This window comes from Flavobacterium sp. LHD-80 (assembly GCF_030929605.1).
Classification (GTDB): Bacteria; Bacteroidota; Bacteroidia; order Flavobacteriales; family Flavobacteriaceae; genus Flavobacterium.
In genome coordinates, this window is record NZ_JAVFVS010000002.1 from 335,725 (window position 1) to 354,768 (window position 19,044).

At 35.8% G+C, this 19,044-nt stretch carries 16 protein-coding genes; 11 read left to right on the forward strand and 5 right to left on the reverse strand.

All coding sequences use genetic code 11. The annotated features are described in order from the left end of the window. Positions 1–15: 15 nt before the first annotated feature. The 3 genes from RB619_RS04380 to RB619_RS04390 all read right to left on the reverse strand — a co-directional run bounded on the left by RB619_RS04380 (position 16) and on the right by RB619_RS04390 (position 4,072). Positions 16–1,635: a class I SAM-dependent methyltransferase gene (locus RB619_RS04380; protein WP_308094645.1), complete on the reverse strand. Its 1,620-nt coding sequence runs from the start codon at positions 1,633–1,635 to the stop codon at positions 16–18. An 85-nt stretch (positions 1,636–1,720) separates the two neighbouring features. Then, positions 1,721–2,515 carry a DUF2490 domain-containing protein gene (locus RB619_RS04385; protein ID WP_308094647.1) on the reverse strand — a complete coding sequence of 265 codons (795 nt, stop codon included), beginning with the start codon at positions 2,513–2,515 and terminating at the stop codon, positions 1,721–1,723. A gap of 66 nt (positions 2,516–2,581) precedes the next feature. After that, positions 2,582–4,072: a DUF1254 domain-containing protein gene (locus RB619_RS04390; protein ID WP_308094649.1), complete on the reverse strand. Its 1,491-nt coding sequence runs from the start codon at positions 4,070–4,072 to the stop codon at positions 2,582–2,584. 179 nt (positions 4,073–4,251) lie between these two features. On the opposite strand from RB619_RS04390, the gene RB619_RS04395 reads away from it, so the two are divergent. The 8 genes from RB619_RS04395 (at position 4,252) to RB619_RS04430 (ending at position 14,650) form a co-directional block, all read left to right on the forward strand. Beyond that, complete coding sequence (locus RB619_RS04395) at positions 4,252–6,693, forward strand: arylsulfatase (protein ID WP_308094651.1); 2,442 nt, start codon at positions 4,252–4,254, stop codon at positions 6,691–6,693. A 148-nt stretch (positions 6,694–6,841) separates the two neighbouring features. Continuing rightward, positions 6,842–7,414 (forward strand): nicotinamide riboside transporter PnuC, encoded by a 573-nt coding sequence (gene pnuC / locus RB619_RS04400; protein ID WP_308094653.1) that lies wholly within the window; start codon positions 6,842–6,844, stop codon positions 7,412–7,414. Next, positions 7,404–8,411, forward strand: coding sequence for an AAA family ATPase (locus RB619_RS04405; protein WP_308094655.1), 1,008 nt, complete (start codon positions 7,404–7,406; stop codon positions 8,409–8,411). The genes pnuC and RB619_RS04405 overlap by 11 nt, the downstream gene beginning before the upstream one ends. Positions 8,412–8,426: 15 nt before the next feature. Beyond that, the gene (locus RB619_RS04410; protein WP_308094657.1) at positions 8,427–10,019 is read left to right on the forward strand and encodes an AAA family ATPase; all 1,593 of its coding nucleotides are present in this window, start codon (positions 8,427–8,429) and stop codon (positions 10,017–10,019) included. Beyond that, positions 10,007–10,978, forward strand: coding sequence for a hypothetical protein (locus RB619_RS04415; protein ID WP_308094659.1), 972 nt, complete (start codon positions 10,007–10,009; stop codon positions 10,976–10,978). Before RB619_RS04410 ends, RB619_RS04415 begins: the two co-directional genes overlap by 13 nt. Then, on the forward strand, positions 10,971–12,734 hold the full coding sequence (locus RB619_RS04420) for a hypothetical protein (RefSeq protein ID WP_308094661.1): 1,764 nt from the start codon (positions 10,971–10,973) through the stop codon (positions 12,732–12,734). The genes RB619_RS04415 and RB619_RS04420 overlap by 8 nt, the downstream gene beginning before the upstream one ends. Beyond that, the gene (locus RB619_RS04425) at positions 12,727–13,308 is read left to right on the forward strand and encodes a hypothetical protein (protein ID WP_308094662.1); all 582 of its coding nucleotides are present in this window, start codon (positions 12,727–12,729) and stop codon (positions 13,306–13,308) included. The genes RB619_RS04420 and RB619_RS04425 overlap by 8 nt, the downstream gene beginning before the upstream one ends. Beyond that, the gene (locus RB619_RS04430) at positions 13,295–14,650 is read left to right on the forward strand and encodes an AMP-binding protein (RefSeq protein ID WP_308094665.1); all 1,356 of its coding nucleotides are present in this window, start codon (positions 13,295–13,297) and stop codon (positions 14,648–14,650) included. Before RB619_RS04425 ends, RB619_RS04430 begins: the two co-directional genes overlap by 14 nt. A 37-nt stretch (positions 14,651–14,687) precedes the next feature. On the opposite strand, the gene RB619_RS04435 is transcribed toward RB619_RS04430, so the two are convergent. Continuing rightward, the gene (locus RB619_RS04435; RefSeq protein WP_308094725.1) at positions 14,688–15,209 is read right to left on the reverse strand and encodes a DNA-3-methyladenine glycosylase; all 522 of its coding nucleotides are present in this window, start codon (positions 15,207–15,209) and stop codon (positions 14,688–14,690) included. 138 nt (positions 15,210–15,347) lie between these two features. Here RB619_RS04435 and RB619_RS04440 point away from each other — a divergent pair, with 138 nt between their 5' ends. Both RB619_RS04440 and RB619_RS04445 read left to right on the forward strand, forming a co-directional pair. Then, positions 15,348–15,701: a hypothetical protein gene (locus tag RB619_RS04440; RefSeq protein ID WP_308094667.1), complete on the forward strand. Its 354-nt coding sequence runs from the start codon at positions 15,348–15,350 to the stop codon at positions 15,699–15,701. Continuing rightward, positions 15,670–16,656 carry an efflux RND transporter permease subunit gene (locus tag RB619_RS04445; protein ID WP_308094672.1) on the forward strand — a complete coding sequence of 329 codons (987 nt, stop codon included), beginning with the start codon at positions 15,670–15,672 and terminating at the stop codon, positions 16,654–16,656. The genes RB619_RS04440 and RB619_RS04445 overlap by 32 nt, the downstream gene beginning before the upstream one ends. A gap of 367 nt (positions 16,657–17,023) precedes the next feature. On the opposite strand, the gene RB619_RS04450 is transcribed toward RB619_RS04445, so the two are convergent. Continuing rightward, complete coding sequence (locus RB619_RS04450) at positions 17,024–17,242, reverse strand: hypothetical protein (protein WP_308070848.1); 219 nt, start codon at positions 17,240–17,242, stop codon at positions 17,024–17,026. Between the two features lie 866 nt (positions 17,243–18,108). Between RB619_RS04450 and RB619_RS04455 the strand changes: the two genes are divergently transcribed. After that, positions 18,109–19,032 (forward strand): hypothetical protein, encoded by a 924-nt coding sequence (locus RB619_RS04455; RefSeq protein ID WP_308094674.1) that lies wholly within the window; start codon positions 18,109–18,111, stop codon positions 19,030–19,032. The last annotated feature ends 12 nt before the right edge of the window (positions 19,033–19,044 follow it).

Below are 19,044 nucleotides of genomic sequence, written 5' to 3' on the forward strand. Positions count from 1 at the left end.
GAGGTTTTTTATTTGTTATAGCTGTAAACCGTTGCCTTTCAGTAAATTAATGCTTACTGTTGCAGTATCGTTGTCTGGAAATCTTCTGAAGTATGCTTTATCGGGAAATAAACCAGCTTCTGCAGCGATTTTATTAAAGACATCTATTTCTACGATATATTGGTCCGAAAATCCATGAGTTGCATCATAAGCTGTTGCGGGAGTTTTGCCTATATTATGGGCAGTAAGTTTCGGATTTATGGTATGCAGTTCAATTAAAAGAAGCCCAAATTTATAAACATAAGGCGACCATTTTTGCAAATGTTCCAAAAGATTGTCTTCGACTAAATTGTTGCTGATTCTTTTTCCTCTAAAAGCAAATGCGCCAGTCGAATTGCTTATTCTGTCTTTATTGATGTGTTTAGGATCTTCCCAAATTCGGTTGTGATCTAGAAAAGTGCGTACATTCAGCAAGTCTCTCAGGTCAATATTATAATTTTCTTTTAAATCCTCAGAAAGCAAATCGGGACGTCCAATGTCTCCCCAAATTACTTTTGCCCAGATATCCGCTTTTATAAGATTTGCTCTTGTTACTTTAAGAGCGGCCTGATTATAATCGGCTCCAACCAAGAATAGCGGATATTTATCAAGCATTTTTCCTCTGAGAGTCTGTCTGTCGATTACTTCAAAAATGTGTTGCAGAAAAGCACCGTTGCCACAACCCATATCGAGAATTCCTTTTGGTTGTTCTTCAATTGGCAGATTAAAAAGTTTGATTATAATTTCATCGACAATTTTAAAATAAGTATCGTGTGCGCCGCCGCTTCCCCAAACATTCATTTCGCGGTCTACATGAATTTCGTTTTCGCCTTCATTTATCGCCCAGAGAATGGCTGGATTTCCAAAAAACAATTCTTCGATTCTAGCAAATGTTGGCAAATAAGAGACAGTAACACCGTATGCGCTTGCTCTTTTTGCAAAAAACAATCCCATTTCTGTAAATTGATAATTGCCTTTCTTTTCTGTAAACCATCCAAGGTGGGCAAAAAAGTCTAATATTTTTTTGAAATTTTCTGGCGATTTATGAAATTCTTCGGGTTTAAAAGAGGTTTCCATGAAATATTTATGAAACATTCCCTTCATTGCCAAACGCACGATCGTAGGGCCAATTAAATAACCTTCAATATGTTTTAAAATTTGTTCCTGTATACTATTTGTAAGCGGATCATTGGAAGGAAGAATATCATAATTTTTTTTATATTTTTCGAAAATTAAATCCAATTTTTCAAATGGAGCATCTTCAAAAAGACGAGGATGAAATTGGCCAGAAAACTGAAGCAAATTAACAACATCTTCATAAAGATGAAACATTGAAAAGGCAATTTCAGTCTTTTTGTTTACTGAAATGGTAATTTTTTGCGTGCTATTGTTGACTTCGTAATCTAAAAAACCTTGAGAAGCCAAGATTCTCAAACCAACATTCAAATAGCCTTCATTTGCTTTAAAAGCTGTTACAAGTTCTGCTAGCTCTAGTTGTTTTTTATCCAAGATAAATTCTAAAACTGCATGATTTTTCAACGCTATAGCAACTGGAGCGGTAGCTAAACCATCGAGATGTCTGAAAATGGAGCTTCGAAATTGAGATGCATCGGTCATAATAAATGATGATTTGTGAAAAAAGATCTTTGAAACTTAGAACGATATACTTTTTGCTTTAAAATTTTATTGTGTTGCAATATTATTAATCTGCGCCACCATCAACGCTGTCAAATGTTTCTCTTTCTTTTGGACGAATGCTGTATTTCATTGAGAAAACTGGACCGTAATAAACATCGAACTGATTTCCATTTGTGCGTAATTGCATTTGACCGATTACTCCGGCCAAGAAATGTATGTTTTTTGTAATTCCGGCAGAATAATAAACTGACATTCTAAAAATATCAAAATGTTCTTCGGCATAATCTTTTGAGGCAAACTTGAGCATCAATTCTGCGTAATAACCAATATTTGGCGCTAGAAACAAAGGCTTTCCATTTCCAGCCAGATAATGATTAACACCAAATCTTGCTCTGATTCGAGGAATAGTTTGATGAACTCCATTTCGATCATCAAAAAATTTAGTTTCAAAACGGACTTGCTCAAAGATGGTCCCTTTTGGCATTTCTTGTGAAAAAGTTCCCATTACGATCAATCTTTGCTCAAGTGTTTCGTAATTTCCGGCTTCTTCAACAGCATATTTTTGATTGTGAGCATAACCCAGCCACAATTTTACAGTTTTAAAACCTGAATATTTTATCCATGGTCTAACTACTACACGTTGTGTAAAAGCAAATGGATTGCTGGTTGTATAGGAACCTTGGGTTACCAATTGAAAATCGGCTTGACCGCTTAAATGCCATTTGTCATATAAGGGAAACTCAACATCTCCTTCAGTAATAGATGCTGGGATAAATCCCATTGTGTAAGGTGCATCTTGAGCATATATGTGTTGCAATAGTAAGATACTGAAAAACAGAAAAAATCTTTTTTTTGACAAGAGCATAATTTTTTGGTTTATAGATGACTTATTCGATTTTTACAATTTGCTCAAATTTTTGAATTCTTATAATTTAACTACTGCTGGTGGTGTCCATTGATCGCTTAAAACTTTTTGTTCTGGCCAATAGCATCTTACATATAAAGAGAAAATACCTTTAGGCGCAGGAAGCCAGTTGTTGATTTTGTCGGCATCTGGTTTTACATTTTGAACGTATAATGTAAGTGAACCATCAGGATTGTATTTTAATCCTTTGTTTTTTGTGCCTAATGAATAACGTTTTAGTTCATTTGGTGAAAAAAAGTGATGTTCATCATATAAGGTAAGTGACCAAAAACCTTTTACTGGAGGTGTTTCGCCTTTTGCAAAAGTGATCGTATATTTATTGTTTCCATTTAGTCTTCCTTTGTTTTCATCAAAATCCTGATAAAAGTATTTAGATTCATTTGGTTTGTTTACAAATATATTCGATTTAGCACATGCCACTCTGGTTAAATAATCAACACCGAAACCGGCACCATTTTTTTGTGTTGTCCAATTGTATTTAACTGGGTAACCTACGTTTTGAAATTGAAATAGAGGTTCTATTAGGTTTTTTTCGGCATCAATTCCGGCTTGTTTCGCAATCTTTTTCAATTCAGGATTTTTAGCAATAGCATCTAGAAAAGCTTGAATTTGTGCATACCATTGTTCTTCGCCTTTAAAAGGCGGAACTTCTTTTAAAACCACAGGGAGTTCGTCAAAGAAAACCTCAGGATTTACATATAATGTTTCGTGTTTAGAAACTTCTTTATCTGGCGGCGTTGAAGGAAGCTTTGTGTAGTCTGTGATTTTCATTTTTCCATCAAAATCACTCAACGGATAAACATTTATTTGACTGATTATTGGTTGAACCGCTTTTTTATCCGCAGGATCATCAGACTGGAAAACACGCGGTATTACCATTCCAAATGCAGTTGCAGATTTAAAGACAGCGGTGATTCCATCTGGTACTTTTCCGTTCCAGTCTTTTGTTGTCAACAGATAAAATCCCGGTTTTGTTCCGTACATTTTTCCAAGTTCTGCAAAACCGTCTGTACGCTGATCGCAAACCTGATATACCCAAAAACGATCTCCAAAATCTGGAACCTGAATAACAACAGCATCTTTACTAAGGTCGATAGGCGAACCGCCATATACCACATCCTGATTAGGGCAGGCAACTTCTCTTTCCAACGGATTAACATAATCAGTAAGCATTCCGAGGTGATTTATTGACCCTACAGCAAGAACACCTTTATTCAGTAATGGATAAGGGAGTTTCTCGAACATCAATTTTCTATTGTGCATATTGACCATTGGCCAAGCCCACAAATAAATATTTGATGCCAGGGTTTTAATATATTCAGGTGTCATGTTTGTATTTGGAACAGGACCAGAGGGCAAAGAAACTGAAGTAATAGTATCTTTTTTTTCAGTATCTACCGTATTATTGATCTGGGTTTCTTTTTTACAAGAAATCAATGAACTAATAGTTAGTACTGCAAATGCAAAAAAAGGTAAGAAATATTTTTTCATTTTTTTGATTTTTAGAAGTTACTGGGAGTTTTGATGTACACAATATAAAGTTAGATTATTTATGAAAACGCGATAATGTTATACTCAGGAAGGTTGTTTCAAGTTATAATTTGAAACAAAGTTTGAAATATCTGTGTAATAGTTGTTTGTAAATTTAAAGTCTATTAAAATTTCAACCTATGCAGACAAATACCACTTTAAATTCAGCTTTATATTTAGTTCGAAAACTGAAATATATATGCATTATTACTGCTGTTTTATTATTCTTAATTTTCAGTTCAAATAGTATTGCAGCACAAGAAAAAGAGAAACCAGGAACTCCGAAAGTACTGCCATTACCAGATTTTCATTTCCCTGGATATGTTGGAAGAACATATTTAGAATCAGATCCGCCTCAGTTTCCGCAACCTGTTAAAGCACCTAAGGGAGCGCCAAACGTTGTTTTGATTTTATTAGATGATTCAGGTTTTGGACAGTTTAGCACTTTTGGCGGTGGTGTGCCTTCGCCTACAATGGACAAATTGGCGGCCGAAGGAATTCGTTATAATAAATTTCATACTACGGCACTTTGCAGTCCAACGCGTGCAGCACTTATTACAGGAAGAAATCATCATACGGCAACTTTTGGAGTGATTTCAGAAACTGCTACCGGATATGATGGTTATACATGCGTGCTTCCTCGCTCGTGCGGTACAATTGGAGAAGTGCTTCGTCAAAATGGTTATATGACGGCTTGGATTGGTAAAAATCACAATACGCCAGCTTGGGAAACCAGTGAAGCTGGACCGTTTGATCGCTGGGCAAACGGTTTGGGCTTTGATTATTTCTACGGATTTAATGCGGGTGACATGAATCATTGGAATCCAGTTTTATATGAAAACCGTAATCTTGTTCCAGCTTCAAAAGATCCAAATTATCACATGACAGTTGATCTTGCAGATCATGCCATATCATGGCTCCGAAAAGTAAAATCGATTGCGCCAGACAAACCTTATTTTTTATATCTCGCTCCTGGAGCTGCGCACTCACCTCATCATGCGCCTCAAGATTGGATAGATAAATTTAAAGGCAAATTTGATATGGGCTGGGATGCATACAGAGATCAGGCTTTTGAAAGACAGAAAAAATTAAGTGTTATTCCGCCAGATACAAAACTTACCAAAAGACCAGAAAGTCTGCCAGCTTGGAATTCATTAAATGCAGATCAGAAAAAGCTTTATGCTAGAATGATGGAAGTTTTTGCAGCTTATGGTTCGCATTGTGATTATGAAATGGGCCGAGTTATTGATGCTGTTAAACAATTGCCAGATGCAGATAATACGATCATAATTTATATTGCAGGTGATAATGGTTCCAGTGCCGAAGGAGGGCTAGAAGGTTCAGTTAATGAAAATCTGTTTTTTAACGGAATATCTGAAAAATGGCAGGACAATCTTAAAGTTATAGATGAGCTTGGCGGACCTAAACATTTTAATCATTTTACGGCAGAATGGGCTTGGGCTATGGATACTCCTTTTCAATGGACAAAACAAGTAGCCAGCCATTTTGGAGGAACAAGAAACCCAATGATTATTTCATGGCCAGACAAAATCAAAGATAAAGGAGGTTTAAGAAGCCAATTCACTCATACAATAGATGTTGTTCCGACACTTTATGAAGTTATCGGGATTACACCGCCTGAAGTTTTGAATGGAATTCAGCAAAGCCCAATTGAAGGAGTTAGTTTTGCTTATACATTAAATGATGCCAAGGCAAAAGAGAAACATACTACGCAATATTTTGAGTTGGGTGTAAATAGAGGAATTTATCATAACGGATGGATGGCTTCGGCATTGTCATTTGCACCTTGGAATCCGAATCGTGGTGCATTTGATCCTGATAAACAAAAATGGGAACTTTACAAAGTCGACGAAGATTTTAGCCAAGCAAATGATATTGCGGCGCAAAACCCTGCAAAACTTAGAGAAATGCAAGACTTATGGTGGGTAGAAGCATCAAAATACAACGTACTTCCACTAGATTGGAGGGCTGTAGAAAGGCTCAACGGAGAATTAATGGGAAGACCTACGCTTGCTGGTGATGCAGCTACTTTTACATATTATTCCGGTCAAATTGGTTTGCCAAATGAAGCTGCGCCACGTGTCTTAAATAAATCATGGTCGGTTACGGCAGATATTGTTGTTCCAGAAAATGGAGCAGAGGGAATGATTGTGACGCACGGCGGTTTAGTGGGAGGTTATGGGCTTTATGTGCAAAACGGAAAACCAAGTTTTGTTTATAATAATTTAGCTCTAGAACGGCCAACGGTTACAGGAAAAGAGGCTTTGCCAAAAGGAAAAGTAAAACTGACAGTCAATTTTAAATATGAAGGTAAAGCAGAAGAAAGAGGTAAAGGCGCAACAGTTTCAATTTTAGTAAATGATAAAAAAGTTGCCGAGGAACATCTGGACAGAACAATTCCAATTCAAATTTCGCTTAACGAAGGTCTTGATGTAGGAATGGACACTGGATCTCCGGTAGATTTTAATTACAAGCTTCCGTTTGAGTTTACTGGAAAAATCGAAAAGGTTACCTTTAATTTAGGTGATTCTAAAGCATCAAAAAGTACAAAATCGAAATAAGAACATCTTCTAAAAAATACATCAAAAAACGCTAAACTGTATGGTTTAGCGTTTTTTTATTATAATAAAAATTTCAGTAAATAGGGTTTTAAAAAATATAATTTATCTTCTAAAAGTTCAATTCATTATTTTATCTTTATCCACTACTATGGATAAAGTTTTAGAAATTTTTGGCGCAATTTTCGGTTTTTTAGCCGTTTATTTTACAATCAGACAAAACATCTGGTGCTGGCTTTTTGGTTTAATTCAGGTGATGATATATTGCTTTGTTTTCTACACATCAAAATTATATTCAGATATGATTTTGCATGTTATTTACATATTCCTGCAGGTTTTCGGCTGGTACAGTTGGAAATATGGCGGTGCCAATAAAGATACATTGCGTGTTTCTTTGTTAACTAAAAGAATTCTGTGGATTGCCTTAACGGTTTTTATGTCGATTTTAGTTGGATATTTTATGGATACTCGAACGGATGCATCTTGCCCCTATATAGATGCTTTTATAATGGTTGCAAGTTTGGTTGCTCAATATTTGATGATCATTAAAGTATTAGAATCTTGGTTTTTTTGGATAGCAGTCGATGTGGTTGCCATTGGCGTATATGCTTATAAAGAGTTGTATTTTACAGCAGTATTGTATGTGCTTTTTTTGATTATGGCGATATTTGGTTACTTCGAATGGAAAAAAGCATACAATCAAGAATTTATTTATGAAAGTTAAACCTACCATTGGATTGACATTGGGAAAATTTGCCCCTTTCCATAAAGGCCATCAACTAATGATAGAAACTGCTATTAAAGAAGTTGATGAATTGATCGTGCTCGTTTACGATGATCCTATAATCAATATTCCGTTATCAATAAGAGCGCGTTGGATTCGTGAAATATATCCGCAAATTACAGTTATTGAAGGCGATAATTCACCTAACGACAGCGGATACACAGCTGAAATTATGAAAATTCAGGAGGATTATGTCTTAAAAATTTTAGACGGCCGTAAAGTCTCACATTTTTATTCAAGTGAGCCTTATGGAGAACACATGAGTATTGCACTGAAAGCTTTGAACAGACAGGTTGATATAAGTCGGCATGTTATTCCAATATCAGCTACAAAAATCAGAAATGATTCCTTTAAGAACAAGGAATTTTTACACCCTAAAGTATATAGAGATTTGATTACGAAAGTGGTATTGCTTGGTGCGCCATCGACTGGAAAAACGACTTTGGCAGAACAATTAGCTATCCATTTTAACACGCAATGGATGCCCGAATATGGCAGAGAATATTGGGAACAAAATCAAATAAATAAAAGACTTACTTTAGAAGATCTTTTAAAAATTGCAGAAACTCATATTGAAAGAGAAGATGCTTTGATTTTGCAATCCAATCAAATCCTCTTTTCTGATACTAATGCTATTACAACGTATTTGTTTTCTCTAGATTATCATGGAAGCGCGCTTCCTGCTTTGGAAGATTTAGCAAAAATAGCCGAAAGCAGACACGATATTATTTTTGTCTGTGATACCGATATTCCTTATGATGATACTTGGGACAGATCTGGCGATGTGAAAAGAAAAGAATTTCAAAAAATAATAATTGACGATCTAAATACAAGAAATCTTAAATATCATATGCTCAGTGGCACAATTGCGGAAAGAATTGAACAGGTTTCAAAAGTATTATCTGCCAAAGAAAACAGTAAATTTAATCTAACTTAGAAATAAAATATAACCATGTCTGACCTGATAAATAAAACAATGGGATTTTTTAAGAAAGTCCCAGAATCGCCTACAAATCCGCAAGAAACGCATAAAACGACTAAATTTCAAATTGAAGATCTTTATTCAAGCGAGACTGCTCAAAATGAAGCGAGCGACTCTGTTACTTTGGATGAAAAACTGCGTCAAGCGTATTTTTGGATCACTAATACTGCTGTTATCAGCCCATATTATGATATCGAATTCAATGATGGTGATCCTAAAAAGTTTTTATTTGGAGATAGCAAAGTACCGGTTTATTTGCCAACAGATCAAAGTTATTCGAGTTTTGTTTTGATGCCTTTGCTGAATTTAGCTGCAAATGGAAAATGTCTTATCGTTGGGGGACCAGGACGTGGAAAAACAGCTACTTCTGTTTTGATGGGATTATTGGCAGGATATGATAAAAAAGACGTAATGCGTGCCATTCAGCACGGTCAGCCTCAAATGACAATTTCAGATTTGCTGGGCCATCCATTACCTTCAGACATGGTAAAGGCGGAAAAAACTTCAGACATTAGAATTGCTTGGAGAAAATGGCTCGGAATGAGAGTAAAAATCATTGATGAATACAACCGAATTCCGACAAGAACACAGTCTGCTTTATTAACGGTTTTGGCTGATAATTATGCTGAAATCTTCGATCAAATTTATGAATGTCCGGAAGGTGCTTGGTATTTAACTGCCAATGATGATGCGGGAGGAGGAACATATCAAGTGATTGAAGCTTTAAAAGACAGAATCGATATTGTAATTAGAGCCATGCACTTTAATACACGATTTATTGACGATTTATTACAGCGAATCGAACTCAACTTCAAACCCGAATCGATAATTCCAGAGGAAATTATTTTTACTGAAGAAGAGCTGAATAAGGTAAATAAACAGATTAGAGGCATTAAAATAGAACCTGAATTACGTAAGCGTATTGAGTTTTTCTGCCGTCAATTTGAGTTTTTTGAACCTGCATCAAATCGATTGGAATATATGACAAAAGACACCGCAAAATTGTCGGGTATCGATATGCGTTCTCTTTTCAGAAAAGAAACAGGAAAGGATCCAATTAAAGATTTAGGTTCGCAGGCAAAGAATGGTTTATCGGTTAGAAAAATAATGACTTTATTGATGTTTTCTAAAGCGATGGCTTATTTTAGAGGAAATAAAAAAGTCGAATTAGAAGATGTGAGACAAGTTTTGCCATTTGTTTTGCATGACAGCTTAACGCCACATTTAGAATCGCCATTTTTTGACCAAGCAGGAAATGAAGTGTATAGAGTAGACAGAATTGTATGGCTCAGAGAATTGTTCGATTTGTCTTGCGACGAATATGTAAGTCAAGATTTAGACAGACATGATCCAGTTGACGATTTTGAAGCAGAATTTAAAAAAGGACTTGAAAATATATCTTCAAAAGAAATTGACCACCGACTTTTAAATATCGAAAAACAGCTTCAGATATGGTCGCAGGAGAAAAAACTTTATGGATATAGAGCAGATGATATTTTAAAACTGAAATACCTGCATCAGCGTTATACAAATTACAAAAGATGGCTGCAATGGAAAAAATAAGCTTTCCGCCACTTATTGCAGAATTAAGTGAAAATAGTGCATTGTACAATCAATGGTACAATGAAAGTGAAATGAAATTTGGCAATTTAGATTCGCACGTTATTGCGAATTGGATGGTTGAAGTCATAGAACCTATTATTAAAGCTATTGTAGCTTTGGATGTTGCTTCAGAAAAAATTCATGAAGTGGTAAAAGCACTTTATTTGGAATCCTTGAAACTCATAGGAAGCGGTATGGCAATTCGTTATAAAGACGAATACAAAGAAGCTTGGTTATTATTGGCCAAAATGCCAAATTTAGCAGTAAAATTTCCAATAAAAACCATTGCATTACTACATGATGTTCTTTTAAACCTTGAAGTACATGCACCAGAAAAAACGATTCAATGGTGCCAACTTGTTGAAAGCAGCAGTACCGAAATTAAAACTATAGAAGATTTTAAAATTGTTGGACGTATTTATGCTTGGAATTGTGGTTTGGCTCATTTAAGAATTCGCTTAAAAAATGATTTTGAGAATCTTTCTGAAAGTTTGCAACAAACGATTTTAGATGCTATTGGTTCATCAAAAAATGCTAGTCATTTTTTTGAAAATCCTTGGGCAAACAATGCAACAAAATTTGAAGGAGTTCAAGGCGGATTTAAAGGTAGTACTGGTTTTTTTGAAGATCCACCAGTATTGGCACAAATTGGAGAATACATTTTTGCAACCGATTCAAAAAGCAGTTATGCATTATTTGCAGATCAATTTGGCAAGGTCTTACTCCCAGCTAATTCTGTTGATTCGACAGATATTTCATTGAGCGCTAAACGAATAACAAACTTGGAAAAATGGTTAGGAAAAAATAGTAATGAAATAGATACAAGCGCTATTTCATCTGTTGTAGCAACACGAGACACATTGGTTTTTACATTGCAAAATTCCTATTTCATCTACTTATACAGCCTTGGAAATGCATAATCAATCCAAAATAGAAGCAGCGCTCGCGTTATGGAAATCACATTGGCAACAGGCAAAGTTGGAATGGAATCCTATGTTGCGTTTGCAGGAACCTATTTGGTGTTTATCAAATGAAGAAGCTTACAAACAAGGACTTACAGGCAGTTTTGCAATGATACGGTTAACAGATCATCGCATTGTGATTAATTTAGAAGAAATTGTACAACGCAATATAACCGATTATGCTTTAGAAGTGCTTGCTCATGAAATTGGACATCACATTTTTACGCCTGCAAATTTATATGATAATGCTGTTTTACTGAATAGAATTCGTTTTGGATTGCCAAGTATAGAAGACAGAGCGCCAATGGTGGCTAACTTATATGAAGATTTTTTAATAAATGACAAGTTGCAACGCGTCAATAAATTAAGAATGTCAGAGGTTTATAAAGCGATCAATACAGAAGACAGTTTCTCAGAATTTTGGACACTGATGATGCGTACTTATGAATATTTATGGCGATTGAATCGTGGAGAATTGGCAACAAAATTATCGCTTCATAGTAAAAAGATAGATTCGGATGCCTCGTTATTAGCCTCTTTAATAAGAAGTTATTCAAAGAATTGGATTCATGGCGGTGGCCGTTTTGCAGTTATGGTATATCCTTATTTGATGGATGACAAAAAATTTCAGGACGCGCGCAAAAAGATTTTAATATTATTAGACGCTGAAGATGCTGGGAAGGGCGCGATGGATATTTCGGGTTTAACTAAACTCGATTTAGAAGGTTACGATGAAATTATTGATATGCGAAAAGAAGCCATTGACTCAAAAGAAGAAAATGACGATAAAAAGAAAAAGGAGAGTCTAGGTTTTGAAAAGAATAATTTTGGAGGAGATGGCCCGAGAGAAGGTTATATGGGACCTGGAAATTACATCGATTTGATGAAACAAGCTAATCCAAATGCTGATGAACAGCGTTTGATCAATGCCTATTACAAGGAAATTGCTTTGCCTTATTTAATTGATTTTCCAGTAGAAACCTCTGAAAATGTATCGTTGGATTTGCCAGAAGGACTTGAAACTTGGGATATTGGCGATGCCATTGAAGAAGTAGATTGGTTGCAATCTGCGATTTTATCGCCAGAACTTATTCCGGGATTAACGACACAAAAAAGAACGTATGGTTCAGATTCAGATATTTCCATTTCAAAAAGTCCTTTAAATGTTTACCTCGGTATTGATTGTTCCGGTTCGATGGGAAATCCGAGACACAATTTTTCTTGGCCAATTTTAGCAGCAACAATTATCGGATTATCCGCTTTGCGTGCGGGAGCTTCTGTTATGGGATGTCTTTCTGGTGAGCCAGGAAGTTATTTGGAAACAAATGGTTTTATTACAGATGAAACCGATTTGTTGACCACTTTAACTTCTTATTTAGGAACCGGTTACGCATACGGAATTGAACGATTGCGAAAACCATTTGAACTAAAACCAGATAAAAGATCACATATTGTCATTGTAACTGATAACGATATCTTCAGTATGCTGGATGCCGATACGGGAACAAAACAAACAAATTGGGAACTCGCTGAAATTGCATTAAAAAATGCTGGGGGGCACGGAACAATGGTCTTGCATTCTCCGCCTGATTATCATAAAGATTTAGTACTTCGATTGGTAAAAATGGGATGGAATGTTTACTATGTTACAAATGAGGTAGAACTTTTAAAGTTTGCATCAGAGTTTTCACAACAAAATTATGCTTATGTCTAAATATGATGTTTTTGAGCTGGTTACACATTTAAGAAAATGTCCAGATTCTTATTTAAAACCGTCTGATTTTTTTGAAGAGGAAGGATTGAATTCCATTGCTTTGATTTCAGATACTTACCGAATTGTAAGCAATAATTTTTTAAAAAAGGATTTTAAAAATCCAACCGACTTCGATTTAAAGCTTATTGATGATAATCATTGGCGCGCAATTCATATTTCGACTTGGTTATTATGCCATCAGGATTTTGTAAATAATCCTCAAATAGAAAACAAATTATATCAATTTTGGTTTGAAGAACTGCTGAAGGCTACAGTATATGTAAAATACAATGAATGGATTTCTGATGACGAACGTGCCGAAGAAATGGTACGATTATTATTGTATTGCTGTGAAATTATACCTTATGGAGAAAATCATAATGAGGCAGCTGATAAATTATCTTCAATAAATAGTGAAGAGCGATATAGAGTTTTAAAAGAATCGTATGAGGCGCATGAGCGAATTATGAGAATTCAAAGAGAAATGGCTGAACAAAAAGCCCGTGAAGCGGCAAATGTTTATGGGCGCGAGTAATGGACCACAAATAGCATTAACTGATAAGGAACGTTTTCCGTTGCTTGATGATCTAAGTTTTTTAAATGAACTTAGACAAGATGCTTTTGCTCCAAAATTTAATTTTAAAAGTGGTGACCGATTAGATGCAAAACAGCTTTTAAGAGTAGAGGCTTACAAAAAGAAATTTTGTGAAAACAAAATATTCTGGAACGAGGAACAAACGCCAATTTGGCTGAAAGACTATTTTAGTTGGTGCATTAAAACAGTGCCTTTTTATCAAAATAAAGGAAATGATTTCGATGTTTTTGCAACAACTTCCAGAGAAGATATTCGTAATTTCCCATATTTATTTGTTTCGAATGAAGCCAATTTAGAGGAACTTTTGGTCTATCATACTTCTGGATCTACAGGTTCAAAATTAGATGTACTTTTTGATGCTGTTTCTCAGGCAAGTTGGTTGCCACAAATGGAATCAGTTCTTACTGCGTTTAATATTTCTATTAGCAAAAGCAATAATTCAACCGCGATTGCTTTAATCTGTGCTCAAGAAAAAACATTGACCTATGCATCTTTATCGACTTATTTAAATGGTGCTGGCATTTTAAAAATAAACTTAAATCCATCGGATTGGAACCATCCTGACGATGCCATAAAATACCTTGAAAAATACAATCCAGAAATTCTAACGGGTGATCCAATTGCCTTTACATCATTACTAGATTTAAAACCTAAATTAAATCCAAAGGCGCTGATTTCCTCAGCTATGAAGTTGACAAACGGCATTAAAAACAAATTAGAAGATTATTTTAAATGTCCTGTTATTGATCTTTATTCAATGACAGAATGCAGAAATATTGCCTTTGCAACTGAAATTGGGCACCAAGTGATTCGGCCAGATTTATATTTAGAAATTTTTGACGAACATCAAGATGTCAAACTTCCATATGGCGAGAGAGGCGAACTAGTTATTACGGGCGGAAGCAATCCGTTTCTTCCTTTGATCCGTTATAGAACGGGCGATTTTTGCAGTTTAAAAATAGAAAATGGTGTTCCGTTTTTAATTGATTTAGAAGCACGGAACCCAGTAGTTTTTGTAACAAAATCAGATGTAAAAATCAATAATATCGATATTTCTAATCGTTTGTCTGAACTTCCTTTGGCTGGTTTTAAAATGCATCAAAGAGAAGATAAGTCAATTCAATTTGTTGGTTATTCTAATGAAATTACATCAAAAGAAATTGTTGACGCATTGAATATAATTTTTAAAAATGATATTGAAATCGATGCAGAAATTCAAAAAATAGCTCAAAATAATGCGGTCGAAAAATCGAAGTATTCTTCAGATTTGATAGTGATTTAGGTTGTAATCTTACAAAGATAAGATGTTTACAAGTAATCTATACTTTATTCGGTTTACTTACATATTTATTTCCTTTAACAAAAAAACGCCAAGGCAAAAGTGCATCTTCTTGAGCATATGCGACACCTACACGTGGTGTCGCTGCAATTTCTTCTTCAGAATATCTAATACCATGATCTTCGATCCAAATTTCATCTCCGGCCAAATCTTTTTTGTTGAATGAAGCGTCAATTCCGAGAGCTTTTGCTGCCGAGCCAGGTCCAGATGAAATTGCAGATTTAGAGCAAGGCGTATTTCGTCTTTCTTCCATTATATCTTTCCCAGTTAAAGGCTCAATTGCTCTAATTAAAACGGCATGCGGTTCGCCTTCGACCGAAGTAACAATATTGAAAAGATGATGAATACCATAACACAAATAAACATATGAAATGCCACCGTTGCTGTACATTATTTCAGTTCGATTCGTTCGCCTGCCTCCGTAAGCGTGTGAGGCTTTATCCTGAATACCAAAATAAGCTTCTGTTTCTACAATAATTCCGGCAGTAATTTTTTTATTTATCTTTCAGCAATAGAAAATAGAGAAAAAGAATTCTATGCTTCCTTAAAAAAAGAAGCGGTTACTAAAGCCAACTTATTTTTAAATGCAAAAGTAGATTCCAAAACACTGCAGAACATCTATAAAAATAACAGGGCTACTTTGAATGAAGTTGAAGTAGCTATTTATGATACATCGTTTGACCTGCTTTATCACGATGCGGTAAATATAGATGTGGTAAAAGAAACAAAACCGATGCTGGATAAAATTATTCAGCAGAAAGAATTGCAATTTTACCAGAAAGACTGGCAGGTAGTTGGTTTAAAATATAAGTTCCAAGAAAAAAATTATGTTATTACTGCGGCGGCTTATGATGAGTACGGTTATAAAAAACTGCAGAATCTGCGCCAAAATATTATAATAGTTTTTATAATATCTATTCTCTTCATATATATTGCCGGCCGCTTTTTCTCAAAAAAAGCATTTGAACCACGGTGCCGCCAATGTAAACATTGAACAGGAGGGAGAACAGGAACAATTGGCAATAGATATTGACCGGCAGCAGGCAGCACGTTTTGGAATTAATGTTGCCGATATTCAGAATATGATTGAAGCAGCGATCGGCGGTAAAACGATTTCTACTTTATATGATGGGACAAAGCGTTACGATATTGTAGTCCGTTTTTTGCCGGAGTACAGAAATTCTATCGATGCAGTAAAAAATATTCTGGTGCCCTCATCAAATGGTGCCTTGATACCAATTGGCCAGCTCGCCAATATACATTTTGTGGAAGGGCAAACGAACATCTATCGTTATGGAAGCAAACGTATGATTACCGTTAGAACAAACATAAAAGGAAGAGATCAGGGAAGTTTTGTAAAAGAGCTGCGACAAAAAGTAGATAAAACTGTAACAGTGCCCAAAGGATACAGCATTATTTATGGCGGACAGTATGAAAATCTCGAAAGAGCGGGAAAACAATTGGCATTTACCATTCCTCTCACAATTATTATGGTCTTTTTATTCCTGTTTATGCTGTACAAAAATTTCCAGCATACCATGATAACTATGAGCTGCATATTGTTTGCTTTAGGCGGCGGCATTGTGGCTTTACTCCTTAGAGGGTATTACTTTAATGTTTCTGCCGGGGTTGGATTTGTGAGTATTTTTGGTATTTCTGTAATGGCAGGAGTACTGCTTGTGTCGGCTCTTAACAGAAAAACGATATCTAAAGAGGATTTTCATAACAATGTATTAACGGCGTCAAAAGAGCAATTAAGAGCATTACTGTCCATTCTTATTGTTGCTATTGTCGGATTAGTTCCGGCTGCTGTTTCGTCTGGTATCGGCTCAGACGTGCAGCGGCCGCTGGCAACAGTAATTATAGGCGGATTGACAAGCACATTGTTTTTTGCACCCATATTAATTCCGCCTTTATATCTTTGGATCAACAAGAAGAAATTGATGTAAAAAAATCTTTATTGGGGATTATATCATAAAAATAATACTATAGTTTTTACCTAATGAAAGATGGTGCTCAATCCCATTTTTCTTGAAAACAGTACGGCTTCTATATTTTAAAGACCTATATTGTAGTCTTCCAATGAGTGATCCTTAAGAAGGCTGAGTGGGTTTTTATTATAAATTAATTAAATCGGAACGGGATTTCTCTTGTTCCGATTTATTTTTTTAATATGTTTTGGTGCACGAACCTGCCGTGCCTCCTTTAGGGATTAATCCCCCCGAATCTGCCTGTTCTTCCTTATTGGCCGCTGTTTCTTTTAGGCTGTCCCGCTCCGTTTTTTTTTCTTTTTATCAGAGAGCCTGCAAAGCTGCCCTATCCGTCTATTTTGTCCTTATGGTATGCTTTAAGCCATTTTTCCATTTTATCAAGCAGCTGTATTTCTTCCGGATCTCCCGAAGGGTTGCAAAGGCCTTTGACGGTCCGGTGGTAATTGAATTTTTTGTTTTCAAACTCGCAGGTGAATTTTGGAACCTCGTTGTGCGAGACGATCCATTTATCGGGAGCCGTATTTTTAATTTCAAATTTTTTCATTTTTCATAATCTCCCGAGCAGCTGCAAGCGCTCAGATAGTATTGCTGTTTTATGCTGTTTTTACTGCTTGATGGCAAACTGCAAAATTAGCGGATTATTGTCCTTATTGGATGCTTTAAATGTAGGGATTATTTTTTTGATTGCACAAAAGCGGGCAGAGTTCAGAAGGGCTTGAATAATGGGGTGTTAATAATTCTTGCAGGAGTTTAATTTTGAATGTCCAGCATCGTTAATTATATTTAATATTAGTTTTTAGGAGCTCTTCCCGCTATACGCTCCAATCTATGCGCCGGAGCCCTCGGCGCATAGGATTTGCTTTGCACATGAGCAAAGCGAACTGGCGAAGCAATCGGGGCTAGGGATGCTGCGGGACCTATTTTGCGATGGAGAACTGCATATTTGAAAAGCATAATTGCAGGAACGGTGTATAAATAGGTTTGTAGAAAATTAATATTAAATTGTATTGTTTATTATCAGTACAATCTTAATCTGTTTTATTCAGGACCCGCCTGAAAAATCAGGCACATTTTCGCAGGTTGACCTTTCCTTCGCTGAAGATATTTTTCCACTGTTGCAGACTGTTTTTGCTGATCTGCTGTTTATCGGCCGCAAAGCCTCGCACTTTTATGTTCTATGCAATTCTTGACGGTTCAGATTTTAAAGTTAATGCTGTTTTTTTTCTGATGTTTTTCATTCTGTCAAAAGTTAGCCGCGTTACCCTGCAGCAGCAGCCTTAGCGGTAAAGAAGAAAAAACAGAAGGCAGCAGGCCATCTTGGATTATTATAGTATTTTAGCATCCGCATCTTAATTTTTTCTTTGTCCGCATAGCCGCTCATGGAAGTGCCAAAAAAACGCTAAATTTAAAGTGCTTTTAGTAGCCGGCAGTAAGGAGAAATATATGTTAGGGAATAAAAATACCAGCTGTACGCTCAAACAAAAAACAAATATTAAAATGGATAACAAGGGTTTTCATAAATGGCTGCGTGCCAAAAATTGCTTTGAATATTCAGAAATGAATATTGAATTTGCACAGTCAGATGCTGCAATTTCATTGATATATAAGGATACAAGAGGCAAAGCGGCCTTCGAAGAATATTTATGTCATAAAATAGCATTCAAACTTGAACAGATCAATAGGATTTATTCCTTTGAGAATAATTGGTGCGATGAGGAAAAAAAGCACAAAACAGCTGAGGCAGATATGTCCATTGAGGATTTTTATTTAAAAATGAGCGGTTCGGATACTTTTGCGATCCAGCCGATAGAAAATAAATGCGCTGTGAGGATCGAGAATTGGTGGCAGGATTTTAGCGCTGTAATTGATTATGAAAATTTCTCAATCATAACAGATGAAGTCGAGGCAAAGACAATCGAGCCAAAGCTGTCGGAAGATGTCTTTGATTTCAAGTACAAATCAGGAAATGTGCCAAAATCTAATTTTTGGGTCGATACATTGGCTACAGAAGGAATGCAGGCGTCTTTCATTGATTATTTCTGCAATCCGGTTGATATTGACCAGGTTTGCCCGGACAATTACAGCGGCTGGTCAATTCGTCCTGTCATAGAAGGCACCTGGGGCCTGGGCGCTAAAATTTGCATAATAGATGATGCTGATGATTTTAAAACTGTCAGGTTTGACTTTATTGAGAGGAAAATAGCAGATTTTATTGATAAAATAAAACAAATCGTTTTAATTTCCGAGGTTGAAAATATAAAATGCGGAAATGTGGTTTTCAGCAAAGAACAATGGAAAAAATATGTGTTCGAAAGCATTATGCCCGAAATATAAAACCCTGGAGCT

What these genes read in the sequence shown, in the direction of transcription:
- RB619_RS04380 (WP_308094645.1), bottom strand. Translation starts at nt 1,635, where the DNA reads ATGACCGATGCATCTCAATTTCGAAGCTCCATTTTCAGACATCTCGAT.
- RB619_RS04390 (WP_308094649.1), bottom strand. Translation starts at nt 4,072, where the DNA reads ATGAAAAAATATTTCTTACCTTTTTTTGCATTTGCAGTACTAACTATT.
- RB619_RS04395 (WP_308094651.1), top strand. Translation starts at nt 4,252, where the DNA reads ATGCAGACAAATACCACTTTAAATTCAGCTTTATATTTAGTTCGAAAA.
- pnuC (WP_308094653.1), top strand. Translation starts at nt 6,842, where the DNA reads ATGGATAAAGTTTTAGAAATTTTTGGCGCAATTTTCGGTTTTTTAGCC.
- RB619_RS04405 (WP_308094655.1), top strand. Translation starts at nt 7,404, where the DNA reads ATGAAAGTTAAACCTACCATTGGATTGACATTGGGAAAATTTGCCCCT.
- RB619_RS04410 (WP_308094657.1), top strand. Translation starts at nt 8,427, where the DNA reads ATGTCTGACCTGATAAATAAAACAATGGGATTTTTTAAGAAAGTCCCA.
- RB619_RS04415 (WP_308094659.1), top strand. Translation starts at nt 10,007, where the DNA reads ATGGAAAAAATAAGCTTTCCGCCACTTATTGCAGAATTAAGTGAAAAT.
- RB619_RS04420 (WP_308094661.1), top strand. Translation starts at nt 10,971, where the DNA reads ATGCATAATCAATCCAAAATAGAAGCAGCGCTCGCGTTATGGAAATCA.
- RB619_RS04425 (WP_308094662.1), top strand. Translation starts at nt 12,727, where the DNA reads ATGTCTAAATATGATGTTTTTGAGCTGGTTACACATTTAAGAAAATGT.
- RB619_RS04430 (WP_308094665.1), top strand. Translation starts at nt 13,295, where the DNA reads ATGGGCGCGAGTAATGGACCACAAATAGCATTAACTGATAAGGAACGT.
- RB619_RS04450 (WP_308070848.1), bottom strand. Translation starts at nt 17,242, where the DNA reads ATGAAAAAATTTGAAATTAAAAATACGGCTCCCGATAAATGGATCGTC.